Below are 19,671 nucleotides of genomic sequence, written 5' to 3' on the forward strand. Positions count from 1 at the left end.
AGTGCTGTGAGCGGCCCTACCGTCCACGGATGCGAGCGCTACTCACCAGCAAGGCTGCCCGGCGTGCCCTGCGGCCGATCGTCGAACTCATCGACCAGCGCATAGAGCGCCAGGTCCGCCGTGCCATCGGAAACGGCACCGGAAGCACCACAGGGAACCCCGCGTCCGACGCGTTGCAGCAGGAACTGAAGACGCTCCGCGGCCGCCAGCGCCCCCTGGAGCTGTTCTTCGACGGCACCGGGCGCGGCGCGTCACGGCTGCCGTCCGCGCCCCACCTCGACCGCACGATCGCGGAGCTGGCGCGGGTGACCGGGGACAAGGAGGGCGCCGAGCGCAATGTCGCCCAGGCGTTCCGGCTGCTCGTCGCGCTGGAGGCGCTCGGGGTCGGCCGGATCGCCGGCGGCACCATGAACATCGTCGGCAAGCTGTCCGCCGTACCGCTGCTCGATCCGCCGAACGACGAGGTCCTGGAGATCGGCACGCTGTACGGGATGTTCGGCGCGGCCCTGATCCGGATGATGGAGCGCGCCGGGCGTGACCCGCGGCTGACGATCGTCGACCCGCTCGCGGGAACACAGCTGCAGCCCGGCACCACCATGGGGGCCGACGCCTCGGGCACCCCCGTGCGGGGAGCCGCGGTGCGCACCAATCTGGCCCTGGCGGGCGCGGCCGGCACCGCCGCCCGGATCCAGCAGGGCTTCTCCGAGGACCCCGAGGTGCGCGCCCTGGTCTCCGACCGTTCCTACGGCGTGCTCGTCGTCGACGGGGACCACTCCGCCGCCGGTGTGGCGGCCGACCTGGAGTGGGCCGAGCAGATCGTCGCCCCCGGCGGCATCGTCGTACTGGACGACTTCGGGCACCCGAAGTGGCCCGGCATCAAGGAGGCCTTCGAGAAGCACATGGCCACCGAGACCCGCTTCACCTACCTCGGCCAGGTCGCGCACTCGGGCTATCTGCGGGCCTCAGCCTGACGAGGGCCGCCGCCGGATCAGCCCGAAGAAGGCCTCCGGCGGATCTTGTTGCCGAGCCACACGAGCGGGTCGTACTTGCGGTCGACCGCCCGTTCCTTCAGGGGGATCAGCGCGTTGTCCGTGATCTTGATGCCCTCGGGGCAGACCTCCGTGCAGCACTTGGTGATGTTGCAGTAGCCGAGACCGTGATCGTCCTGGGCCGACCGCTTGCGGTCGAGCCCGGCCTCCGCCGCAGCGTCCAGCGGGTGCATGTCCAGTTCGGCGACCCGCATCAGGAACCGCGGACCCGCGAACGCCGGCTTGTTCTCCTCGTGGTCGCGGACCACATGGCAGGTGTCCTGGCACAGGAAGCACTCGATGCACTTGCGGAACTCCTGCGACCGGTCCACGTCCTCCTGCATCATCCGGTACTCGCCGGGACCGAGATCGGCGGGCGGTACGAAGGCGGGTACCTCGCGGGCCTTGGTGTAGTTGAAGCCGACGTCGGTCACCAGATCCCGCACCACGGGAAAGGCGCGCAGCGGAGTGACGGTGATCGTCTCCTCGGGGGTGAACACCGACATGCGGGTCATGCACATCAGGCGGGGGCGCCCGTTGATCTCCGCGGAGCACGAGCCGCACTTGCCGGCCTTGCAGTTCCAGCGGACGGCGAGGTCACCGGCCTGGGTGGCCTGGAGGCGGTGGATGATGTCGAGGACGACCTCGCCCTCGTTCACCTCGACCTTGAAGTCCTCCAGGCCGCCGCCCTTCGCGTCCCCCCGCCACACCTTGAAGTGGGCCGTGTAGCCGCTCATTCGTACAGCTCCTCTTCGGCGAGGTACTTGACCAGCTCCTCCTTGTCGAAGAGGGAGAGCAGGTCGGGGCGGATGCGGTCGGTGGACTCACGGGTGAGGTCGATCTGGCCGCGCACCGGGTCGGTGGCCGCCAGCCCGCCGGTCGGATCCGTGAGCCGGCACAGCAGGTTGACGGGGCGCCACTCGCGGTCCATCGCCGGGTGGTCCTCGCGGGTGTGACCGCCGCGCGACTCGGTCCGCTCCAGCGCGGCCCGGGCCACGCACTCGCTGACCAGGAGCATGTTCCGCAGGTCCAGGGCCAGGTGCCAGCCCGGGTTGAACTGGCGGTGGCCCTCGACGCCGGCCCGCCGGGCACGCAGGCGCAGATCGGCCAGCTTCTCCAGGGCCTGCTCCATCTCCGCCTCGCGGCGGATGATGCCGACCAGGTCGTTCATGGTCTGCTGGAGTTCCTGGTGGAGGGTGTACGGGTTCTCCGGCGGCCCCCCGGCGGGTTCCGGGCCTTCCGCCGAGAACGGCCGCAGGGCCTCCGCCGCCGCCGTGTCGACCTGGCTGTCGTCCACGGGCGGGCGGTCCGCCGTGAGCCCGGTCGCGTAGTCGGCCGCGTGCCAGCCCGCGCGCCGGCCGAACACCAGCAGGTCGGACAGCGAGTTGCCGCCCAGGCGGTTGGAGCCGTGCATGCCGCCCGCGACCTCACCGGCCGCGAACAGACCCGGCACCCCGCGCGCGGCCGCCGTGTCCGACTCGACGGCGATGCCGCCCATCACGTAGTGACAGGTGGGCCCGACTTCCATCGGCTCCGCCGTGATGTCGACGTCGGCCAGCTCCTTGAACTGGTGGTACATCGACGGCAGCCGGCGCCGGATCACCTCGGCGGGCATCCGCGTCGACACGTCGAGGAACACGCCGCCGTGCGGGGAGCCGCGGCCGGCCTTGACCTCGGAGTTGATCGCGCGGGCCACCTCGTCGCGGGGGAGCAGCTCGGGCGGGCGCCGGTTGTGGTCCGGGTCCTCGTACCAGCGGTCGCCCTCCTCCTCGGACTGGGCGTACTTCTCCTTGAAGACGTCGGGGATGTAGTCGAACATGAACCGCTTGCCCTCGGAGTTCCTGAGCACCCCGCCGTCACCGCGCACCGACTCGGTGACGAGGATGCCCTTCACCGACGGCGGCCAGACCATGCCCGTCGGGTGGAACTGCACGAACTCCATGTTGAGGAGGGGTGCCCCGGCCAGCAGCGCCAGCGCGTGGCCGTCGCCGGTGTACTCCCACGAGTTCGACGTCACCTTGAAGGACTTGCCGATGCCGCCGGTCGCGATCACCACGGCGGGGGCCTCGAGGACGAAGAAACGGCCGGTCTCGCGGTCGTAGGCGAAGACGCCGGACACCCGCGAGCCGTCCTTGAGGACCCGGGTGACCGTGCACTCCTGGTACACCTTCAGGCGCGACTCGTAGTCGCCGGTCTCCTGGAAGTCCTCCTGCTGCAGCGACACGATCTTCTGCTGGAGGGTGCGGATCAGTTCCAGGCCCGTGCGGTCGCCGACATGGGCCAGGCGCGGGTACTCGTGGCCGCCGAAGTTGCGCTGCGAGATCCGGCCGTCCTTCGTACGGTCGAACAGGGCGCCCCAGGTCTCCAGCTCCCACACCCGGTCCGGAGCCTCCCGCGCGTGCAGCTCGGCCATCCGCCACTGGTTGAGGAACTTCCCGCCGCGCATGGTGTCGCGGAAGTGGACCTGCCAGTTGTCGCCGGAGTTCACGTTGCCCATCGCCGCCGCGATGCCGCCCTCGGCCATCACCGTGTGCGCCTTGCCGAACAGCGACTTGCAGATCACGGCCGTACGGGCACCGCGCTCGCGTGCCTCGATGGCGGCACGCAGCCCGGCCCCGCCGGCGCCGACCACGACGACGTCCCATTCCTGCCGGTCGACCACGGACATCAAAAAGCCCCACTCATCTAGAAGAAGCGCGGATCGTCGAACGCGCCGGACGCCACCAGGTACACGTAGAAGTCGGCGAGCGCCACGCTCACCAGCGAGGTCCAGGCGAGCAGCATGTGCCGGGCGTTGAGCCTGCCGACCCACTGCCACATCCGGTAGCGCACGGGATGCTTGGAGAAGTGCTTGAGCTTGCCGCCGACGATGTGCCGGCAGGAGTGGCAGGAGATCGTGTACGCCCAGATCAGCACGATGTTGAGCAGGAAGACCAGGGTGCCCAGACCCATGTGGCCCCACTCGTAGTGCTCGTCGCGGAAGGCGAGCACGGTGTCGTAGGTCAGGATCCCGGCGACGACGATCGCGGCGTAGAAGAAGTACCGGTGGATGTTCTGCAGCACCAGCGGGAAGCGGGTCTCGCCCGTGTACTTCTTGTGCGGCTCGGCCACCGCGCAGGCGGGGGGCGAGGCCCAGAAGCCCCGGTAGTAGGCCTTGCGGTAGTAGTAGCAGGTCAGGCGGAAGCCGAGCGGGAAGATCAGGATGATGATCGCGGGGGAGATGCCCCACCAGCCGCCGAACAGGTCGGTGTTGGGGCCGCTCCGCATCGGCTCGCAGTTCTCCGCCAGACAGGGGGAGTAGAAGGGCGAGACGTACGGCGCCGCGTAGTAGTCGGCGTTCGCGAACGCCCGCCACGTCGAGTACACGATGAAGGCGAGCAGACCGGCCGCCGTGGCGGCCGGGGCCAGCCACCAGCGGTCGGTCCGCAGGTGCGGGGCGTCGATCGCGGCGCGCGTACCGGTGTGCACGCCGCCGCGCCGGGGATGGGCGTCTTCTGTGGCGGGAGGTTCCGTACCAGTGGCCAATTCATGACTCCGGTCGGGTCGGGACTCCGGGACGGCTCAGGGGGCGCGGCGGTCCCGGGCGCCGAGTCCCTCGTCGTCCGAGTCGATCCACAGTGAGTCGTCGTACGGGGTGTCGGGGATGGTGACGAGATCGGGGCGCCTGGGTGAGGCCGGTGTGGAGGCCGCCTCCCGCAGCAGCGCGACGCTCTCGCGCAGGTGGTCGGCGTCGGCGCGGACGCGGCGCATGTCGAGCCCGCCGTTGCCGAGCTGCTGCTCCAGGCGTCCGACCGACCGGGTCAGATCGTCGAGGCAGCGCTGCACCATTGTCAGTTCGTCGTGCACGGACATGACGTGACCTCACTTCCGTGGGCGGGATTGCCCTGGGCGGCAACGTTCATGCGCCTGCGAGTGTTGCGCGTCACACCTACCGGTGGGAAGGGACGTGCACCGATTGGCCGAGGCGTATGGGTGCATTCCGTGGTGCGTTGCGCCGCACGGGTGGCCTTCCCGGCTGTCGTCGCCGTGTCGCCGTCCGTTGCCGAACCCTTTCCTCTTCAGTGGCCGCATACATGTGATCAGCTCCATATACCGCCAAAAGTGATCATAACGCCCGCGGCTCCCGGAGGTAAGCAGATGTTCCACGACGGCGTCAGACTGCGCGCGGTCATGCGCTCGGTCTCCTTCCTCACCGCGGGTGCGCTCGCGGTGCCCGTGCTCGCCGGATGCAGTTCCGAGGACCAGGCGGGCAGGCCGCTCGCCGGTCAGGACATCGCACCGGCCGGCCGCGCCCAGCTCGCCGACGGCGGCACCCTGCGCTGGGCCGTGGACGCCGTCCCGGAGACGCTGAACACGTTCCAGGCGGACGCGGACGCGGGAACCCACCGGATCGCGCAGGCCGTGCTGCCGTCGATGTACCGGATGGACCGCAACGGCCGGCCCGAGCGCAACCCCGACTACCTGGAGTCCGCGAAGGTCGTCGACACCGAGCCGAAGCAGGTCGTGCTGTACAAGCTGAACCAGCAGGCCGTGTGGAGCGACGGCCGGGAGATCGGCGCCGCCGACTTCGCCGCCCAGTGGCGGGCCCTGTCCGGCAAGGACACCGCGTACTGGACCGCGCGCAACGCCGGGTACGAGCGCATCGAGAAGATCGAGCGCGGCGCGAACGACCTGGAGGTGCGGGTCACCTTCGGGCGGCCGTACGCCGACTGGCAGTCGCTGTTCTCGCCGCTGTACCCGAAGGACGTCATGGGGGCCCCGGACGTTTTCAACGACGGGGCACGGCGGAAGCTCAAGGTCACCGCCGGTCCGTTCGCCCTGAAGAAGGTCGACAGCAAGGACGACGAGGTCACCCTCACCCGTAATCCGCGCTGGTGGGGGCGGCCCGCCAAGCTGACCGAGATCGTGCTGCGGGCCGTACCGCGCGACAAGCGGGCCGCCGCGCTGGCCGCCGGGACGGTCGACCTCGCCGAGATCGACCCCGAGTCCGCCGGACGCATCACCCTCGCCGCGCGCGCCGCGGGCAAGGGCACGAGCGCCCCGCTCCAGGGCCCGGACGGCACCAAGGAGAACAGCGCCGGCGAGCAGCGGCGCAAGACGGTCGCCGACCACCGGAGCCGGCAGGCGGCCCTTCAGGGCTTCGAGGTCCGCAAGTCCCTGGAACCCGCCTACACCCAGCTCGCCCTCAACGGCGCCGACGGTCCGCTGGCCGACGAGCGCGTGCGCCGGGCCGTCGCCCGCGCCCTGGACAGGGAGGCGCTGGCGAAGGCCGTCCTCAAGCCGCTCGGGCTGCCCGCCGAGCCGGTCGGCAGCCACCTCGCGCTGGCCGGTCAGGCCGCCTACGCCGACAACAGCGGCGCTCTCGGCGGGCAGGACACCGCGGAGGCGCGGGCGCTGCTCGCGGACGCCGGGTGGGTGCTCGGCGGGCCGGTCAAGAAGGAGAAGAAGAAGGGGGAGGAGGCGGCCGGCGCCGAGCGCGAGGCGGCCGGGAAGGCCGGGAAGTCCGGGACGTCCGAGAAGGCCGAGGAGGAGTCCGCCGAGGGCGACGACGGGACGTACATCGTCGGGGAGGACGGCAAGGCCCGCCACGAGGCCGACCAGGAGAAGAAGCACGCGACGAGCCACACGCGGAGCGACGCCGAGAACCACTCGGAGCAGGGCGAGGAGGGCGGCAAGCACCTCGCCCAGGACGGCAGGCAGTACGCGAACCAGCTGGAGCAGGGCGGTGCTCCCGGCGCCTACGCCCCCAAGGGCACCGCGGCCCCGGCGGGCACCGCGGCCGGAGTCCTCGCCAAGGACGGCAAGCCGCTCACCCTCCGCTTCGTGCTCCCGTCGGGGGCGGGCTCGCAGACGCTCCGCACGGTGGCCGACCGGATCAGCCGCATGCTGCGGAAGGTCGGCATCCGCGCCGAGATCTCCAAGGTCGCAGACGAGAGCTACTTCAAGGACCACATCGCGTCCGGCCAGTACGACCTCGCCCTGTACTCCTGGCCCGCCTCCGCCTTCCCGGCGACCGACGCCCGCCCCATCTTCGCCAAGCCGGTGCCCGCAGCCGACGGCTCCCTGAACGTCGAGCAGAACTACACCCGCGTCGGCACCGACCAGGTCGACCAGCTCTTCGACCAGGCCGTCGCCACGCTCGACCAGGACGAGAGCCGCGGCCTCATCCGCAAGGCCGACTCCCGGATCTGGGCGGCGGCCGGCTCCATCCCCCTCTACCAGCGCCCCCAGCTCACGGCCGTACGAAAGGGCCTGGCCAACGCCGGAGCCTTCGGCTTCCAGACACCGGTCTACGAGGACATGGGCTTCCTGAAGAAGGGCATGAAGCAGTCCGCGAGCGCGTCGCCGAAGTGAGCCCCGTGGCCCTGTGGAGGCCGTCTCCGCCAGGGCCACGTACCATGGGGTGAGGCCGTGGCGTGTCCAGCCCGGCAGGGTCCCGCGTAACACAGATGTACGCGCAGGCCTTCCTCACACTCCGGGAGATCGCCGCAATATGGCCACGCGCCACGACATCCGCAACGTCGCCATCGTCGCCCACGTCGACCACGGCAAGACGACCCTCGTCGACGCCATGCTCAAGCAGGCGGGTGCCTTCGCCGCGCACGCCGCCGAATCGCTCGACGACCGCATGATGGACTCGAACGACCTGGAGCGTGAGAAGGGCATCACGATCCTGGCCAAGAACACGGCGGTCAAGTACCACCCGAAGGATGGCAGCGATGTCATCACCATCAACATCATCGACACCCCCGGCCACGCCGACTTCGGTGGTGAGGTCGAGCGCGGCCTGTCGATGGTGGACGCGGTCGTGCTGCTGGTCGACGCCTCCGAGGGCCCGCTCCCGCAGACCCGCTTCGTGCTGCGCAAGGCGCTGCAGGCCCGCCTGCCCGTCATCCTGTGCATCAACAAGACGGACCGCCCGGACTCGCGCATCGACGAGGTCGTGAACGAGGCCTACGACCTCTTCCTCGACCTCGACGCCGACGAGGACCAGATCGAGTTCCCGATCGTCTACGCGTGTGCGCGGGACGGCGTGGCCTCGCTGACCAAGCCGGAGGACGGCACCGTCCCGGCCGACAGCGACAGCCTGGAGCCGTTCTTCTCCACGATCCTGTCCCACGTCCCGGCCCCCGAGTACGACGAGGAGGCCCCGCTCCAGGCGCACGTCACCAACCTGGACGCGGACAACTTCCTCGGCCGTATCGCGCTGCTCCGCGTCGAGCAGGGCGAGCTGCGCAAGGGCCAGACGGTCACGTGGATCAAGCGTGACGGCACGATGTCCAACGTCCGCATCACCGAGCTGATGATGACCGAGGCGCTCACCCGTAAGCCCGCCGAGAAGGCCGGCCCCGGTGACATCTGCGCGGTGGCCGGTATCCCGGACATCATGATCGGCGAGACGCTCGCCGACCCCGAGAACCCGGTCGCGCTGCCCCTGATCACGGTCGACGAGCCGGCGATCTCGATGACCATCGGTACGAACACCTCGCCGCTGGTCGGCCGCGGCGGCACCGGCAAGGGCGCCACCGCGAAGGCCGCGGTCAAGGACCGCAAGGTCACCGCCCGTCAGGTCAAGGACCGTCTGGACCGCGAGCTGGTCGGTAACGTCTCGCTCCGCGTGCTCGACACCGAGCGTCCGGACGCGTGGGAGGTCCAGGGCCGTGGTGAGCTGGCGCTCGCCATCCTGGTCGAGCAGATGCGCCGCGAGGGCTTCGAGCTGACCATCGGCAAGCCCCAGGTGGTCACCCAGGAGATCGACGGCAAGGTCCACGAGCCGGTCGAGCGCATGACGATCGACGTGCCCGAGGAGCACATGGGCGCGGTCACGCAGCTCATGGGCGTCCGCAAGGGCCGCATGGACAACATGTCGAACCACGGCTCGGGCTGGGTCCGTCTGGAGTTCGTCGTCCCCTCCCGCGGCCTCATCGGCTTCCGGACCGAGTTCCTCACCGGCACGCGCGGCACGGGCATCGCCCACTCCATCCACGAGGGCCACGAGCCGTGGTTCGGCCCCCTGACGACCCGTAACAACGGTTCGCTGGTCGCCGACCGCGCGGGCGCCGTCACCGCCTTCGCGATGACGAACCTCCAGGAGCGCGGCGTCCTGTTCACCGACCCCGGCACCGAGGTGTACGAGGGCATGATCGTCGGCGAGAACTCCCGCGCCGACGACATGGACGTGAACATCACCAAGGAGAAGAAGCTCACCAACATGCGCTCGGCCGCCGCCGACTCGTTCGAGGCGATCGTCCCGCCGCGCAAGCTCTCCCTGGAGCAGTCCCTGGAGTTCTGCCGCGACGACGAGTGCGTCGAGGTGACCCCGGAGGCCGTTCGCATCCGCAAGGTCGTCCTCGACCAGAAGGAGCGCGGCCGCTCCGCGAGCCGCGCCAAGCACGGCTGACGCCCAGTCGGCACACAGCCCTGAGCCCGGTTGCCCCCATGGTGGGGGCAACCGGGCTTTTTGCAACCGGTTTTGGCCTGATCCTGAGGTGACGCGTGTCCGGATTGCGGAGATCCTCGCCCGGTACCCATGTAACACGTCCGTTTCGCACCCTTCTCGTGCCGAACAGTTTGTCCAAGTTTTGGAAGATGTACGCGTCAGCTGTGACTGAATTGAGATTTAAAGACGGTGGTCGGTAGTTGGCTCATGGCAGATAGTTAGCCGCGTAACGCTCGGGTCAATGGGTCTCGCGCTGTGGGGACAGTGCCGACTCACGAGCACCAGGGGGTGTCTGGCCCTCCGTCAGGGGTGTCGGAGGACAGACATGCGCCCCCTCCTGTTGGTGAACACGTGGAGTCATGAGGAGGAGTCCCATGCGCGGTGTCACAAGCACCAGGTGGGTCACAGCATCCAAAGCCGTCAACTGTCCGCCCCTGTACGGCGATTGCCTCTGAGCGCAGGCGGCCGGCCGCTCAGCACGCCCTGGCGCCTACGCGCGTCCGGCTGCGGGTTTCCCGTCTCCTCGGAGCGCCCTGACGCTCCTTCATGATCCGGTCCGCGATCGCGCACGCCTGCGTCGGTCGCCGGCTCGGCACACCCACATCTGTGAAATGGGCGAACTGTGACAAGTCCTATCGACATCGAGGGCGGCGGGACGTCGGTCGTCGTCGACGGCGAACCCGAGCCGAAGAAGAAACCCGAGGACCAGCAGCTGGTCGGCCGTTCTCCCGGCCAGTTGATGTGGATCCGCTTCAAGCGCGACCGCACCGGCATGATCTCCGCCTGCGTGGTCATCTTCTTCTTCGCGATCGGACTGCTCGCTCCGGTGATCTCCAAGCTGTACGGCAAGGATCCGTACACGGTGAACGCCGACGAGCGCCCCGAGCTCTTCGACAGCGCGGGTGTGCCCCTGCAGCCCAACGGCGGCATCAGCGGCGAGTTCTGGTTCGGCCTGGAGCCGGGCAACGGCTACGACGTCTTCACCAAGCTGATCTACGGCATCCGCAACTCCCTGATGATCTCCCTGGCGGTGACGGTCGCCACCGTCGTCACCGGCATCCTCCTGGGGGTCGCCGCCGGCTATCTCGGGGGCAGGACCGACTACTGGATCAGCCGGGTGATCGACTTCCTGCTGGCCTTCCCCGCGCAGCTCTTCTTCATCGCGAGCATGCCGGTCGTGGTCTCGCTCTTCGTGAGCCCGCGGGACGAGACGCCGGTGTACGTCCGGGTGGTCGCCCTCATCGCGGTGCAGTGGTTCCTCGGCTGGATGAGCCTCGGCCGCATCCTGCGCGGCACCACACTCGCCCTGCGAGAACGGGAGTTCATCGAGGCGGCCAAGGTGAGCGGGGCGTCCCCCAGGCGCATCATCCGCAAGGAGATCCTGCCCAACGTGGTCACACCGATCCTGGTGCAGTCGACGTACATGCTCCCCAACTTCGTGACCGCCGAGGCCGGTCTGTCCTTCCTCGGCGTGGGCATCGTCGAACCGACGCCGGACTGGGGGCAGATGTTCTCCAAGGCGTCGACCGAACTCGTGATGCAGAACGACATCACCTACATGTTCTTCCCGGGCATCTCGATGATCATCTTCATCGTCGCGTTCAACCTGCTCGGGGACTCGGTCAGGGACGCCTTCGATCCCAAGACGGCGCGCTGACCGCCAGGTTCTGGGCGTCCTCGCCCGACACGACCGGACGGCACCGACGGCCGGTCGGCACTTCATTCGCACTGGTGACACAAGATGGGTGGATCTGAGTGATGGGTAAGGGTGGACGCCACGCCTACGCCGCGCTGTCACTGCTCGCAGCGGGGGCTCTCGTGCTCACCGGCTGCAGCGAGGGTGGCAGCAAGGACAGCAGCGACAACAAGGAGGACAAACAGAACGCCGAACGGCAGCAGGCCGGCATCTCCTTCGGGGACGCCAAGGCCTCGACAGGCCCGGCGGCCGAGATCTCGGGTGCCAAGCCGGGCGGCGCGGTGACGGTGCTCCAGCGGGACAGCTTCGCGCACCTCGACCCCGGACAGATCTACGTCTCGGACGAGATGGCGCTCTCGCAGCTGATCCACCGTGGCCTGACCTCCTACAAGGCCACCAGCGACGACGGTGAGAAGCACGAGGTCGTCGGTGACCTCGCCACCGACAGCGGCAAGACCACCGACGGCGGCAAGACCTGGACGTACACGCTGAAGGACGGGATCAAGTGGGCCGACGGCTCCGCGATCACCGCCGCGGACGTACGGCACACCTTCGAGCGGCTCTTCGCGCCGTTCGTCTCCAACGGCCCCACCTACATCCAGCAGTGGATGGCCAACACCCCGGGCGCGGAGTACCGCAAGCTCCTCCCGGACGGCCCCTACAAGGGCAAGCACCTGCCGGACAGCGTCCTGTCGACACCTGACGACAAGACCATCGTCTTCCACTTCGAGCAGGCGAAGCCCGACCTGCCGTACGCGCTGGCCATGGCGGGCTACTCCCTGGTGTCGGAGAAGAAGGACACCAAGGAGAAGTACGACAAGGCCCCGATGACCGCGGGCCCGTACAAGATCCAGGACTTCAAGTCCGGCAAGTCGATGACCCTGGTGAAGAACACCAACTGGGACCCGGCCACCGACGCGGTCCGCCACCAGTACGTCGACCGGTTCAACTTCGAGTTCAACAAGCAGTTCGAGGACTCGACCAAGGCGATCCTCGACGACAGCGGCGCGAACGCGACCGCGATCAGCTTCAGCAACCAGGTCGACGCGGGCAACCTGTCCAAGGTCCTGCGCGACGCGGCCATGAAGTCCCGCACGGTCTCCGGCTACCAGCCGTACGTGGGACAGATGAACATCAACCTGTCGCAGCCCGAGATGCAGGACAAGGCGGTTCGCGAGGCCATCGCCTACGCCCTGCCCGTCACCCCCTTCGTGCGTGCCTTCGGCGGCACCGACGCGATGGAGGTCGCCGGCGGTCTGATCAGCCCGACCGTCTCCGGGTACGACCCGACCTTCGACCCGTTCGGGAAGAAGAAGAAGCCCGCCGGTGACCCGGCCAAGGCCAAGGAACTGCTGGAGAAGGCCGGCAAGACGGGCCTGAAGCTGACCTTCGGCTACATCAACACCCCCGAGGGCCAGCAGTACTCCACCGCCATGGCGGCGGGCCTGGAGAAGGCCGGCTTCGACGTCCAGCGCCAGGAGATCCCGGCCGAGACGTACTACGACCAGGTCAGCAAGGTCAAGAACAACTACGACATCTACCACACCGCGTGGGGTGCCGACTGGCCGAGCGCGTCGACCGTGATCCCGCCGCTGTACGACGGCCGCCAGATCCAGGACGGCGCCTCCAACTACTCGCACCTCAACGACCCGAAGGTCAACGCGGACATCGACCGGGTGAGCGCCATCACCGACCCGGTCAAGGCCGCGGAGGAGTGGAACAAGATCAACGAGTACATCGTGAAGGACATGGTCTCCAACATCCCGACGGCGTACTACAAGCAGACCCAGATCGCCGGGTCCAAGATCGGCGGCCTCGTGTACGACGACGTCATCGGCGGCGTCGACCCACGCAGGCTGTTCGTGAAGTAACGCCCGCCCAAGCGGAGTCAGGTGCGCCCCGTCCCGTGACGGGGCGCACCCAGGGCCTGTGCCGGAAGTGGCGCCCGCCGCCCTCCTGGCGGATGACGCTTGCGACACAGGCCCTGGCCGCCAGCCTTCCGACGCCCGAAAGCTGCCACTGAGATGCTGCGCTTCCTCTTCCGCCGGATCCTCGGCTCACTCGTGATCCTGGTCCTGCTGACCGTGGTCGCCTTCCTGCTCTTCTTCGGCATGCCCCGCGATCCGGCGCTGCTGATGTGCGGCAAGACGTGCACCCCCGACGCCCTGGCGAACATCCATCACACCCTCGGGCTCGACAAGTCGATCCCGGAGCAGTACTGGATCTTCCTGCAGGGGCTGGTGATGGGCCGCGACAACTTCCCGCAGGGACCCTGCCCCGCCCCGTGCTTCGGCTACTCGTACCACACCAACGAGGCGGTCTGGTCGACGCTGATGGACCGGCTGCCGCTCACGCTCTCGCTGGCGTTCGGCGCCACCATCCTGTTCCTGTTCATCGGGCTCGGCACCGGACTGCTGGCCGCGTGGAAGCGCGGAACCCTCGTCGACAAGTCCTTCACCGCGGGCTCCATGGTGATCAGCTCGATGCAGATCTACTTCCTGGGCCCGCTGGCACTGGCGATCCTGGTGTACCAGGCGCACCTCTTCGACGAGCCCAAGTACACGAGCCTCACCGACAACCCGGCCGCCTGGTTCACCGGACTGCTGATCCCCTGGGCCGTCCTGTCGACGATCTTCGCCGCGCAGTACACCCGTATGGCCCGCTCGGCGATGATCGAGCAACTCCAGGAGGAACACGTCCGCACGGCCCGCGCCAAGGGCATGGCCCGGCAGTACGTCTTCTTCCGCTACGCCTGGCGCGGCTCCCTCATCCCGATCATCACCATCCTCGGCATCGACCTCAGCTCCCTGCTGGGCGGCGCGATCATCACCGAGTACACCTTCGGACTCCCAGGACTCGGACGGCTCGCGGTGGAGTCGGTGCAGTTCAGCGATCTTCCGCTGCTGCTCGGCGTGATGATCTTCTCCGCCGCCGCGATCCTGCTGTGCAACATCGTCGTCGACGCCTGCTACGCCTTCATCGACCCGCGCGTGCGGCTGTCCTAGGAGCACTGTCGTGACCACTGTGACCAAGGAAGCCGCGTCCCCGAGCCCGGCGGACGCGGACGCCTTCCTGTCGGTGCGGGACCTGTACGTCAGGTTCAAGACCGAGGACGGCATCGTGAAGGCCGTCGACGGACTCTCCTTCGACCTCCACCGCGGCAAGACGCTCGGCATCGTCGGGGAGTCGGGCTCCGGCAAGTCCGTCACCAACCTGACCATCCTGGGGCTGCACAGCCCGAAGTTCACCACCGTCGAGGGCGAGATCCTCCTCGACGGCAAGGAGTTGACCACCGCCCGCGAGTCCGAGCTGGAGAAGGTGCGCGGCAACAAGGCCGCCATGATCTTCCAGGACCCGCTCACCGCGCTGTCCCCGTACTACACGGTGGGCCGGCAGATCGCCGAACCCTTCATGAAGCACACCGGTGCCTCCAAGAAGGCGGCCTGGGACCGCGCGGTGGAGATGCTCGGCAAAGTCGGCATCCCCAACCCGCAGCAGCGGGCCAAGGACTACCCGCACCAGTTCTCCGGCGGCATGCGTCAGCGCGCGATGATCGCGATGGCGCTGGTCTGCGACCCCGACCTGCTGATCGCCGACGAACCGACCACGGCCCTCGACGTGACCGTCCAGGCCCAGATCCTCGACCTCCTGAAGGACCTCCAGAGCGAGTTCGGGACGGCGATCGTCTTCATCACGCACGACCTCGGCGTCATCGCCGACATGGCCGACGACATCATGGTCATGTACGCGGGCGGAGCGGTCGAGCGCGGCACCGTGAACGAAGTGCTGCGCTCGCCCCAGCACCCGTACACCTGGGGCCTGTTGAACTCGATGCCCCGCCTGAACTCCGACCTCGACGCCCCCCTCTCGCCGATCCCCGGCGCCCCGCCCTCGCTGCTCACACCGCCGTCCGGCTGCCGCTTCCATCCCCGCTGCACCTTCCAGGACCGGGTCGGGGCCTCCCGCTGTGTCACCGAGCGCCCCCTGCTGGCCCCGGACCGGGCCTCCGCGTGCCACCTCACGGCGGAACAGAAGCGGACCATCTTCATCGAGGAGATCCGGCCCCGACTGGGGTAGGACGACAGCGTCGTGACGGACACGGTCATGACGGACAGGCCATGGCGTACAGGTCATGGCGTACAGGTCGTGACGGACAGGTCATGGCGTACAGGTCATGACGGCCATGGTCGTGACGGACATGAAAGAGGAGTCATGAAAGAGGATCTCGTCCTCCCCGCCCCGCGCGAGGCCGTCACCGACGGCCCCGGGGAGCCGCTGCTCGTGGTGGAGGGGCTCACCAAGCACTTCCCGGTCAAGGGCGGCTTCCCGATCCGGCGCACGGTCGGCGCCGTACAGGCCGTCGACGGCATCGACCTGACCGTGAACGTCGGCGAGAGCTTCGGCCTGGTCGGGGAGTCCGGCTGCGGCAAGTCGACCACCGGACGCCTGATCACACGGTTGTTGGAGCCGACGGCCGGCACGATCTCGTACCGCGGCCGGGACATCAGTCATGCCGGCCGCAAGGAACTGGCGCCGATCAGGTCCGAGATCCAGATGATCTTCCAGGACCCGTACTCCTCCCTGAACCCGCGGCAGACGGTCGGAAAGATCATCTCCGGCCCGATGGAGATCAACGGGATCGAGCCGGAGGGCGGCCGGGAGAAGCGCGTGCGCGAACTCCTGGAGATCGTCGGTCTCAACCCCGAGCACTACAACCGCTTCCCGCACGAGTTCTCCGGCGGTCAGCGCCAACGCATCGGTGTGGCAAGGGCGTTGGCCCTGGAGCCCAAGCTGATCGTGGCCGACGAGCCGGTCTCGGCCCTCGACGTCTCCATCCAGGCGCAGGTGGTCAACCTGCTCAAGAAGGTCCAGCAGGAACTCGGCATCGCGTTCCTGTTCATCGCCCACGACCTGGCCGTCGTACGGCACTTCTCCCACCGGGTGGCGGTGATGTACCTCGGGAAGATCATCGAGGTCGGCGACCGCACCTCCATCTACACCCGCCCCCGCCACCCCTACACCCACGCCCTGCTGTCGGCCGTACCCGAGGTGAACCTCACGGACGCCGAAGCGGGCCGGCGGGAGCGCATCCGGCTGGCCGGCGACGTCCCCTCGCCCATCTCGCCGCCCTCCGGCTGCCGCTTCCGCACCCGCTGCTGGAAGGCACAGGACAAGTGCGCGGCGGAGGAACCGCCACTGATCCGGCTCTCCGGCAACCATGACGGCCATCTGACGGCCTGCCACTTCCCGGAGGAGCCGACGATCGAGGGCCGCGAGGAGGACATCGTCCTGGACCCGGCGCTGGCGGCGCTGGAGGAGGGCTTGGAGGAGGGCTGAGGGAGGACCGGGGGTGGAGCAAGGGCCGTCCGGCGGACGGGCGTGCCAGACCCCGGGCCTGCGGCGTGATCCGCCGGGGACCCTAGGGGACGGGGTGCGCCGGGGGCCCTGGAGGACGGGGCCCGCCGGTTCTACAGGGCGGGCCGCGCCACGGTGATGATCTCGGGGCTCGCGGGTGTGCACGGCCCCCGACCCCAGTCGCCGTACCGCTCGGTGACCGCGAGCCCCGCCTCGCCGAGGAACCGGGACAGGGCGCAGGCGTCGAGGAACCGCAAGGTGGTCCTGCTGATCACGGGCCGCTTCCACGGTCCGCCCTCGAAGGTCTCGGTGAACGTCACCCGGTCTCCGAGGACGGGCTGCTCGACCTCGTGCCACACGAGTACGGGGGCGCCGTCAGGGCCGGTGATCTCGTACACCCGGTCCGGTGTCCATCGCTCCCAGGCGCGGACAGCGGGGTTGCGTGTCTCGAAGACGAACCGTCCGCCGTCCGCGAGCGCTGCCCGCACGGCCCGTAGCGCGAGCCGGATCTCTTCGTCGCCGACGAGCACCTGGAACGCGTGCCCGGTCATCACGACCAGATCGAACTCCCCGTGCCACTCCCGCGTCAGCAGATCCCCGAGTACCCACTCCACCCGCGGTGTGCTCCGCCGCGCCAGCACGAGCATGGCGGCCGCCGGATCGAGCCCCACCAGCCGCCCTTGATGCCCCGCCTCCAGGGCCCGCCTGAGCAGCCGCCCGGTGCCGCATCCGATGTCCAGCACGGACCCGGCGGACATCACGTATCCGAGACAGAAGTCGTCCCCCGCCTGCCACGGATTGAGCGTCTCGTACAAGGCGGCGAGCTCGGGGTCCCCGAACGACCGATCGACCATCGCGGCAGTCTGCCACAGGGGGATGCGGCGGATGACAGGATCGGGAGTTCGTACGGCCTTGTCGGTTCGGTCTTGTTCGTGCGGTCTTGTTCGTACGGCCTTGAGGGGAGCGGGAGTTGCTGCATCACGTGGAGCTGTGGGTGCCGGACCTGGAGCGTGCGGTCGGCTCGTGGGGATGGCTGTTGGAGCGGCTGGGCTACGAGGAGTACCAGAACTGGTCCGACGGGCGCAGCTGGCGGATGGCGGACACATACATCGTCCTCGAACAGTCCCCGGCGCTGCGCACCGGTGAGCCGTACGACCGTATGCGCCCCGGCCTCAACCACCTCGCCTTCCACGTCCCGAGCCGCGCGGACCTCGACGCGCTGGTCGAGGCGGCGCCGGAACACGGCTGGACCCTGATGTTCCCGGACCGGCATCCGTACGCGGGCGGGCCGGAGCACTACGCCGGCTACCTGGAGAACGGGGACGGGTTCGAGGTGGAGCTGGTGGCGCGGAAGAACTGAGAGCGAGTACCGGATTCGCTTAATGGTTCGACAGGCGGGTGCCGGTCCGGGAGCATCCTCGTCGATGACAAGAACCGACACTCCTCCCGCGTGGGACGAGCGCACCCAGCTGACCACCTTCCTCGACTACGCCCGCGACACCGCCCGCGCCAAGTGCGAGGACGTGTCGCCGGAGAACGCCCGCAAGGCCCCGCTGCCGGGCTCGCCGCTGATGACCCTGAGCGGGCTGGTCAATCACCTCCGCTGGGTCGAGTACTTCTGGTTCCAGGTGGTCTTCCTCGGCGAGGAGGACGAGGGTCCCTGGACGGACGAGGACCCCGACCGCGAGATGCGTATCGCCGTCGACCTCCCCCTCGCCGACGTCCTCGGCGAATACGCGGAACAGGCCGCCCGCTACCGCGAGTTGGTCGCCGCGCACGACCTGGACACCAAGGCCAAGCGCTCGAACAGCGGCGGCCGCCAGGTCGACCTCCGCTGGATCCTCCTCCACCTGATCGAGGAGACGGCCCGTCACAACGGGCACCTGGACATCCTGCGGGAGCTGGTCGACGGCACGACGGGCGTGTAGCGAAGAGAGGGTGAAGGCCCGTGCCTGGTCCGACGGGCCGCTCGTGATCAGAGGCTGTCGAATGGCGGAATAATCCGCGTGATCGCGATGAGGCGCAGCCGGGGCACCGGTAACGCGTAGAACCAGCCGTCGGACAGTAGCGGGATGCGGCGCACGCCCCCGGGCACGCCACGCCGGGGTCCCTCGCCGATGTCCGTCACATCGACGCCGACTTCGGCGAGGGCCACGAGTTCTGCCGCCAGGCGCTCGACCTCGCCGACGATGTGCTGCGGGAAGCCGACCGCGACGTGTTCGGCGTCCGGGTCGTACTCCCAGCGCCAGGCATCTTCGTCTCCCATGCCGTCACACGCCCTCGGCTCGGTCGACCCCGGCCTCCGCGCATGCCATGTCCAGTATGCGCCCGACCTCGGCCGCAATGGCCCGGGCTTCCTCAAGGCTCTCGGTAGTGGCGGCGCGTGCTTCCAGGGAATGCAGCCGAGCGGCCCGGTCGGGATGCCGCTGCACTGCCACGTACACCGCCCATTGACCCACGAAGCGGCGCATGGGCGCGGCGCTGACCTGCTCGCGTGCCTGCTGGAGTGCCGCGGACCGTTCGGCGTCGAATGTGGGCAGAGCGTCGGGCGCCAGCTGCGCCAGGACAGCCCGCAGGTCTTCCGGGGTGCTGGCCGGCTGGGGGGCGACAGCGTCGCCGGAGCCGGACTGTGCAGCGGTGCTCATGCGCGGTCTCCTCGTGGCGGTACGGCGGTCTGCCCACTGCTCGCCAGCGTACCGGCGATGTGGCGATGCGGGCTGGACCTGTGGATGGCTCACGCCTCGTCCCCGTTCGTCTCCGGTGCGACGCTGAACCACACCGCTTTGCCGTACGGATAATTCCGCACGCCCCACTGGTCGGCGCAAGCTTCGACGATGCCGAGCCCGCGACCGCGCTCGTCGTCGGCGCCGGGGTTGCGAGTCTCTGGCGTGCCGGGAGCGTGGTCCCAGACGGTGACCCGGAAGTCGTCCGGGGTGCGCTCCATGCTGACGTAGGTCTCCAGGGGGGAGTGGCGGTAGGCGTTGGTGACAACCTCGGAGACCAGCAACTCGACTGTGTCCACGATGCAGTTGAGCTTGGCGGCGGCGAGGATGCTGCGGATCGTGGCTCGGACCAAGGTATGCGCAGGGGTCGTGGGGGATGGTCAGGCCGTAGGTCCAGAGGGGAGTGGGGGGTTCGGGCGTGCGCATGTG

Annotated in this window: 18 protein-coding genes; 10 read left to right on the forward strand and 8 right to left on the reverse strand. The window is 68.9% G+C overall.

Translation table 11 applies throughout. From position 1 onward, the window contains the following. Nucleotides 1-29 precede the first annotated feature (29 nt). Nucleotides 30-971: a class I SAM-dependent methyltransferase gene (locus tag ACWBNA_RS02765; protein WP_482701905.1), complete on the forward strand. Its 942-nt coding sequence runs from the start codon at nt 30-32 to the stop codon at nt 969-971. A 17-nt stretch (nt 972-988) separates the two neighbouring features. On the opposite strand, the gene ACWBNA_RS02770 is transcribed toward ACWBNA_RS02765, so the two are convergent. From ACWBNA_RS02770 to ACWBNA_RS02785, 4 genes are read right to left on the reverse strand one after another with little or no spacing between them, the layout of a single operon-like run. After that, on the reverse strand, nt 989-1,765 hold the full coding sequence (locus ACWBNA_RS02770) for a succinate dehydrogenase/fumarate reductase iron-sulfur subunit (RefSeq protein ID WP_482701907.1): 777 nt from the start codon (nt 1,763-1,765) through the stop codon (nt 989-991). Continuing rightward, nucleotides 1,762-3,696, reverse strand: coding sequence for a fumarate reductase/succinate dehydrogenase flavoprotein subunit (locus ACWBNA_RS02775; RefSeq protein ID WP_482701909.1), 1,935 nt, complete (start codon nt 3,694-3,696; stop codon nt 1,762-1,764). The genes ACWBNA_RS02770 and ACWBNA_RS02775 overlap by 4 nt, the downstream gene beginning before the upstream one ends. 17 nt (nt 3,697-3,713) lie before the next feature. Continuing rightward, on the reverse strand, nt 3,714-4,553 hold the full coding sequence (locus ACWBNA_RS02780; protein ID WP_482701911.1) for a hypothetical protein: 840 nt from the start codon (nt 4,551-4,553) through the stop codon (nt 3,714-3,716). Nucleotides 4,554-4,589: 36 nt separating this feature from the next. After that, on the reverse strand, nt 4,590-4,880 hold the full coding sequence (locus ACWBNA_RS02785) for a hypothetical protein (RefSeq protein ID WP_482701913.1): 291 nt from the start codon (nt 4,878-4,880) through the stop codon (nt 4,590-4,592). Nucleotides 4,881-5,165: 285 nt separating this feature from the next. On the opposite strand from ACWBNA_RS02785, the gene ACWBNA_RS02790 reads away from it, so the two are divergent. From ACWBNA_RS02790 to ACWBNA_RS02820, 7 genes are all read left to right on the forward strand, one after another. After that, a complete protein-coding gene (locus ACWBNA_RS02790) occupies nt 5,166-7,382 on the forward strand; it encodes an ABC transporter family substrate-binding protein (protein ID WP_482701915.1) in 2,217 nt (738 codons plus the stop codon). Nucleotides 7,383-7,521: 139 nt separating this feature from the next. Continuing rightward, nucleotides 7,522-9,429 carry a translational GTPase TypA gene (gene typA / locus ACWBNA_RS02795; protein ID WP_482701916.1) on the forward strand — a complete coding sequence of 636 codons (1,908 nt, stop codon included), beginning with the start codon at nt 7,522-7,524 and terminating at the stop codon, nt 9,427-9,429. Nucleotides 9,430-10,090: 661 nt separating this feature from the next. Beyond that, nucleotides 10,091-11,125, forward strand: coding sequence for an ABC transporter permease (locus tag ACWBNA_RS02800; protein WP_482701919.1), 1,035 nt, complete (start codon nt 10,091-10,093; stop codon nt 11,123-11,125). Between the two features lie 101 nt (nt 11,126-11,226). After that, nucleotides 11,227-13,035, forward strand: a complete 1,809-nt coding sequence (locus ACWBNA_RS02805) for an ABC transporter substrate-binding protein (RefSeq protein WP_482701921.1) — start codon at nt 11,227-11,229, stop codon at nt 13,033-13,035. A gap of 153 nt (nt 13,036-13,188) precedes the next feature. Further along, a complete protein-coding gene (locus ACWBNA_RS02810; RefSeq protein ID WP_482701923.1) occupies nt 13,189-14,169 on the forward strand; it encodes an ABC transporter permease in 981 nt (326 codons plus the stop codon). Between the two features lie 10 nt (nt 14,170-14,179). Continuing rightward, nucleotides 14,180-15,241 (forward strand): ABC transporter ATP-binding protein, encoded by a 1,062-nt coding sequence (locus ACWBNA_RS02815; RefSeq protein WP_482701924.1) that lies wholly within the window; start codon nt 14,180-14,182, stop codon nt 15,239-15,241. Between the two features lie 135 nt (nt 15,242-15,376). Beyond that, on the forward strand, nt 15,377-16,501 hold the full coding sequence (locus tag ACWBNA_RS02820) for an ABC transporter ATP-binding protein (protein WP_482701926.1): 1,125 nt from the start codon (nt 15,377-15,379) through the stop codon (nt 16,499-16,501). Nucleotides 16,502-16,632: 131 nt separating this feature from the next. On the opposite strand, the gene ACWBNA_RS02825 is transcribed toward ACWBNA_RS02820, so the two are convergent. Further along, nucleotides 16,633-17,373, reverse strand: a complete 741-nt coding sequence (locus ACWBNA_RS02825) for a class I SAM-dependent methyltransferase (protein ID WP_482701928.1) — start codon at nt 17,371-17,373, stop codon at nt 16,633-16,635. Between the two features lie 116 nt (nt 17,374-17,489). On the opposite strand from ACWBNA_RS02825, the gene ACWBNA_RS02830 reads away from it, so the two are divergent. Further along, entirely contained in the window at nt 17,490-17,879 is a 390-nt protein-coding gene (locus tag ACWBNA_RS02830; RefSeq protein ID WP_482701930.1) for a VOC family protein, read from the forward strand. Nucleotides 17,880-17,943: 64 nt separating this feature from the next. Further along, nucleotides 17,944-18,447 (forward strand): DinB family protein, encoded by a 504-nt coding sequence (locus ACWBNA_RS02835; protein WP_482701932.1) that lies wholly within the window; start codon nt 17,944-17,946, stop codon nt 18,445-18,447. A 47-nt stretch (nt 18,448-18,494) separates the two neighbouring features. Here the strand turns inward: ACWBNA_RS02835 and ACWBNA_RS02840 are convergent, their stop codons facing one another. From ACWBNA_RS02840 to ACWBNA_RS02850, 3 genes are all read right to left on the reverse strand, one after another. Continuing rightward, nucleotides 18,495-18,785 (reverse strand): hypothetical protein, encoded by a 291-nt coding sequence (locus tag ACWBNA_RS02840; RefSeq protein WP_482701933.1) that lies wholly within the window; start codon nt 18,783-18,785, stop codon nt 18,495-18,497. 4 nt (nt 18,786-18,789) lie between these two features. After that, entirely contained in the window at nt 18,790-19,164 is a 375-nt protein-coding gene (locus tag ACWBNA_RS02845) for a DUF6247 family protein (protein WP_482701935.1), read from the reverse strand. 89 nt (nt 19,165-19,253) lie between these two features. Beyond that, nucleotides 19,254-19,595 carry an ATP-binding protein gene (locus ACWBNA_RS02850; protein WP_482701937.1) on the reverse strand — a complete coding sequence of 114 codons (342 nt, stop codon included), beginning with the start codon at nt 19,593-19,595 and terminating at the stop codon, nt 19,254-19,256. Between the last annotated feature and the right edge of the window lie 76 nt (nt 19,596-19,671).

It is taken from the genome of Streptomyces sp. Q2, from assembly GCF_056820935.1.

What these genes read in the sequence shown, in the direction of transcription:
- ACWBNA_RS02765 (WP_482701905.1), top strand. Translation starts at nt 30, where the DNA reads ATGCGAGCGCTACTCACCAGCAAGGCTGCCCGGCGTGCCCTGCGGCCG.
- ACWBNA_RS02770 (WP_482701907.1), bottom strand. Translation starts at nt 1,765, where the DNA reads ATGAGCGGCTACACGGCCCACTTCAAGGTGTGGCGGGGGGACGCGAAG.
- ACWBNA_RS02775 (WP_482701909.1), bottom strand. Translation starts at nt 3,696, where the DNA reads ATGTCCGTGGTCGACCGGCAGGAATGGGACGTCGTCGTGGTCGGCGCC.
- ACWBNA_RS02785 (WP_482701913.1), bottom strand. Translation starts at nt 4,880, where the DNA reads ATGTCCGTGCACGACGAACTGACAATGGTGCAGCGCTGCCTCGACGAT.
- ACWBNA_RS02790 (WP_482701915.1), top strand. Translation starts at nt 5,166, where the DNA reads ATGTTCCACGACGGCGTCAGACTGCGCGCGGTCATGCGCTCGGTCTCC.
- typA (WP_482701916.1), top strand. Translation starts at nt 7,522, where the DNA reads ATGGCCACGCGCCACGACATCCGCAACGTCGCCATCGTCGCCCACGTC.
- ACWBNA_RS02805 (WP_482701921.1), top strand. Translation starts at nt 11,227, where the DNA reads ATGGGTAAGGGTGGACGCCACGCCTACGCCGCGCTGTCACTGCTCGCA.
- ACWBNA_RS02810 (WP_482701923.1), top strand. Translation starts at nt 13,189, where the DNA reads ATGCTGCGCTTCCTCTTCCGCCGGATCCTCGGCTCACTCGTGATCCTG.
- ACWBNA_RS02820 (WP_482701926.1), top strand. Translation starts at nt 15,377, where the DNA reads ATGAAAGAGGATCTCGTCCTCCCCGCCCCGCGCGAGGCCGTCACCGAC.
- ACWBNA_RS02825 (WP_482701928.1), bottom strand. Translation starts at nt 17,373, where the DNA reads ATGGTCGATCGGTCGTTCGGGGACCCCGAGCTCGCCGCCTTGTACGAG.
- ACWBNA_RS02835 (WP_482701932.1), top strand. Translation starts at nt 17,944, where the DNA reads ATGACAAGAACCGACACTCCTCCCGCGTGGGACGAGCGCACCCAGCTG.
- ACWBNA_RS02840 (WP_482701933.1), bottom strand. Translation starts at nt 18,785, where the DNA reads ATGGGAGACGAAGATGCCTGGCGCTGGGAGTACGACCCGGACGCCGAA.
- ACWBNA_RS02845 (WP_482701935.1), bottom strand. Translation starts at nt 19,164, where the DNA reads ATGAGCACCGCTGCACAGTCCGGCTCCGGCGACGCTGTCGCCCCCCAG.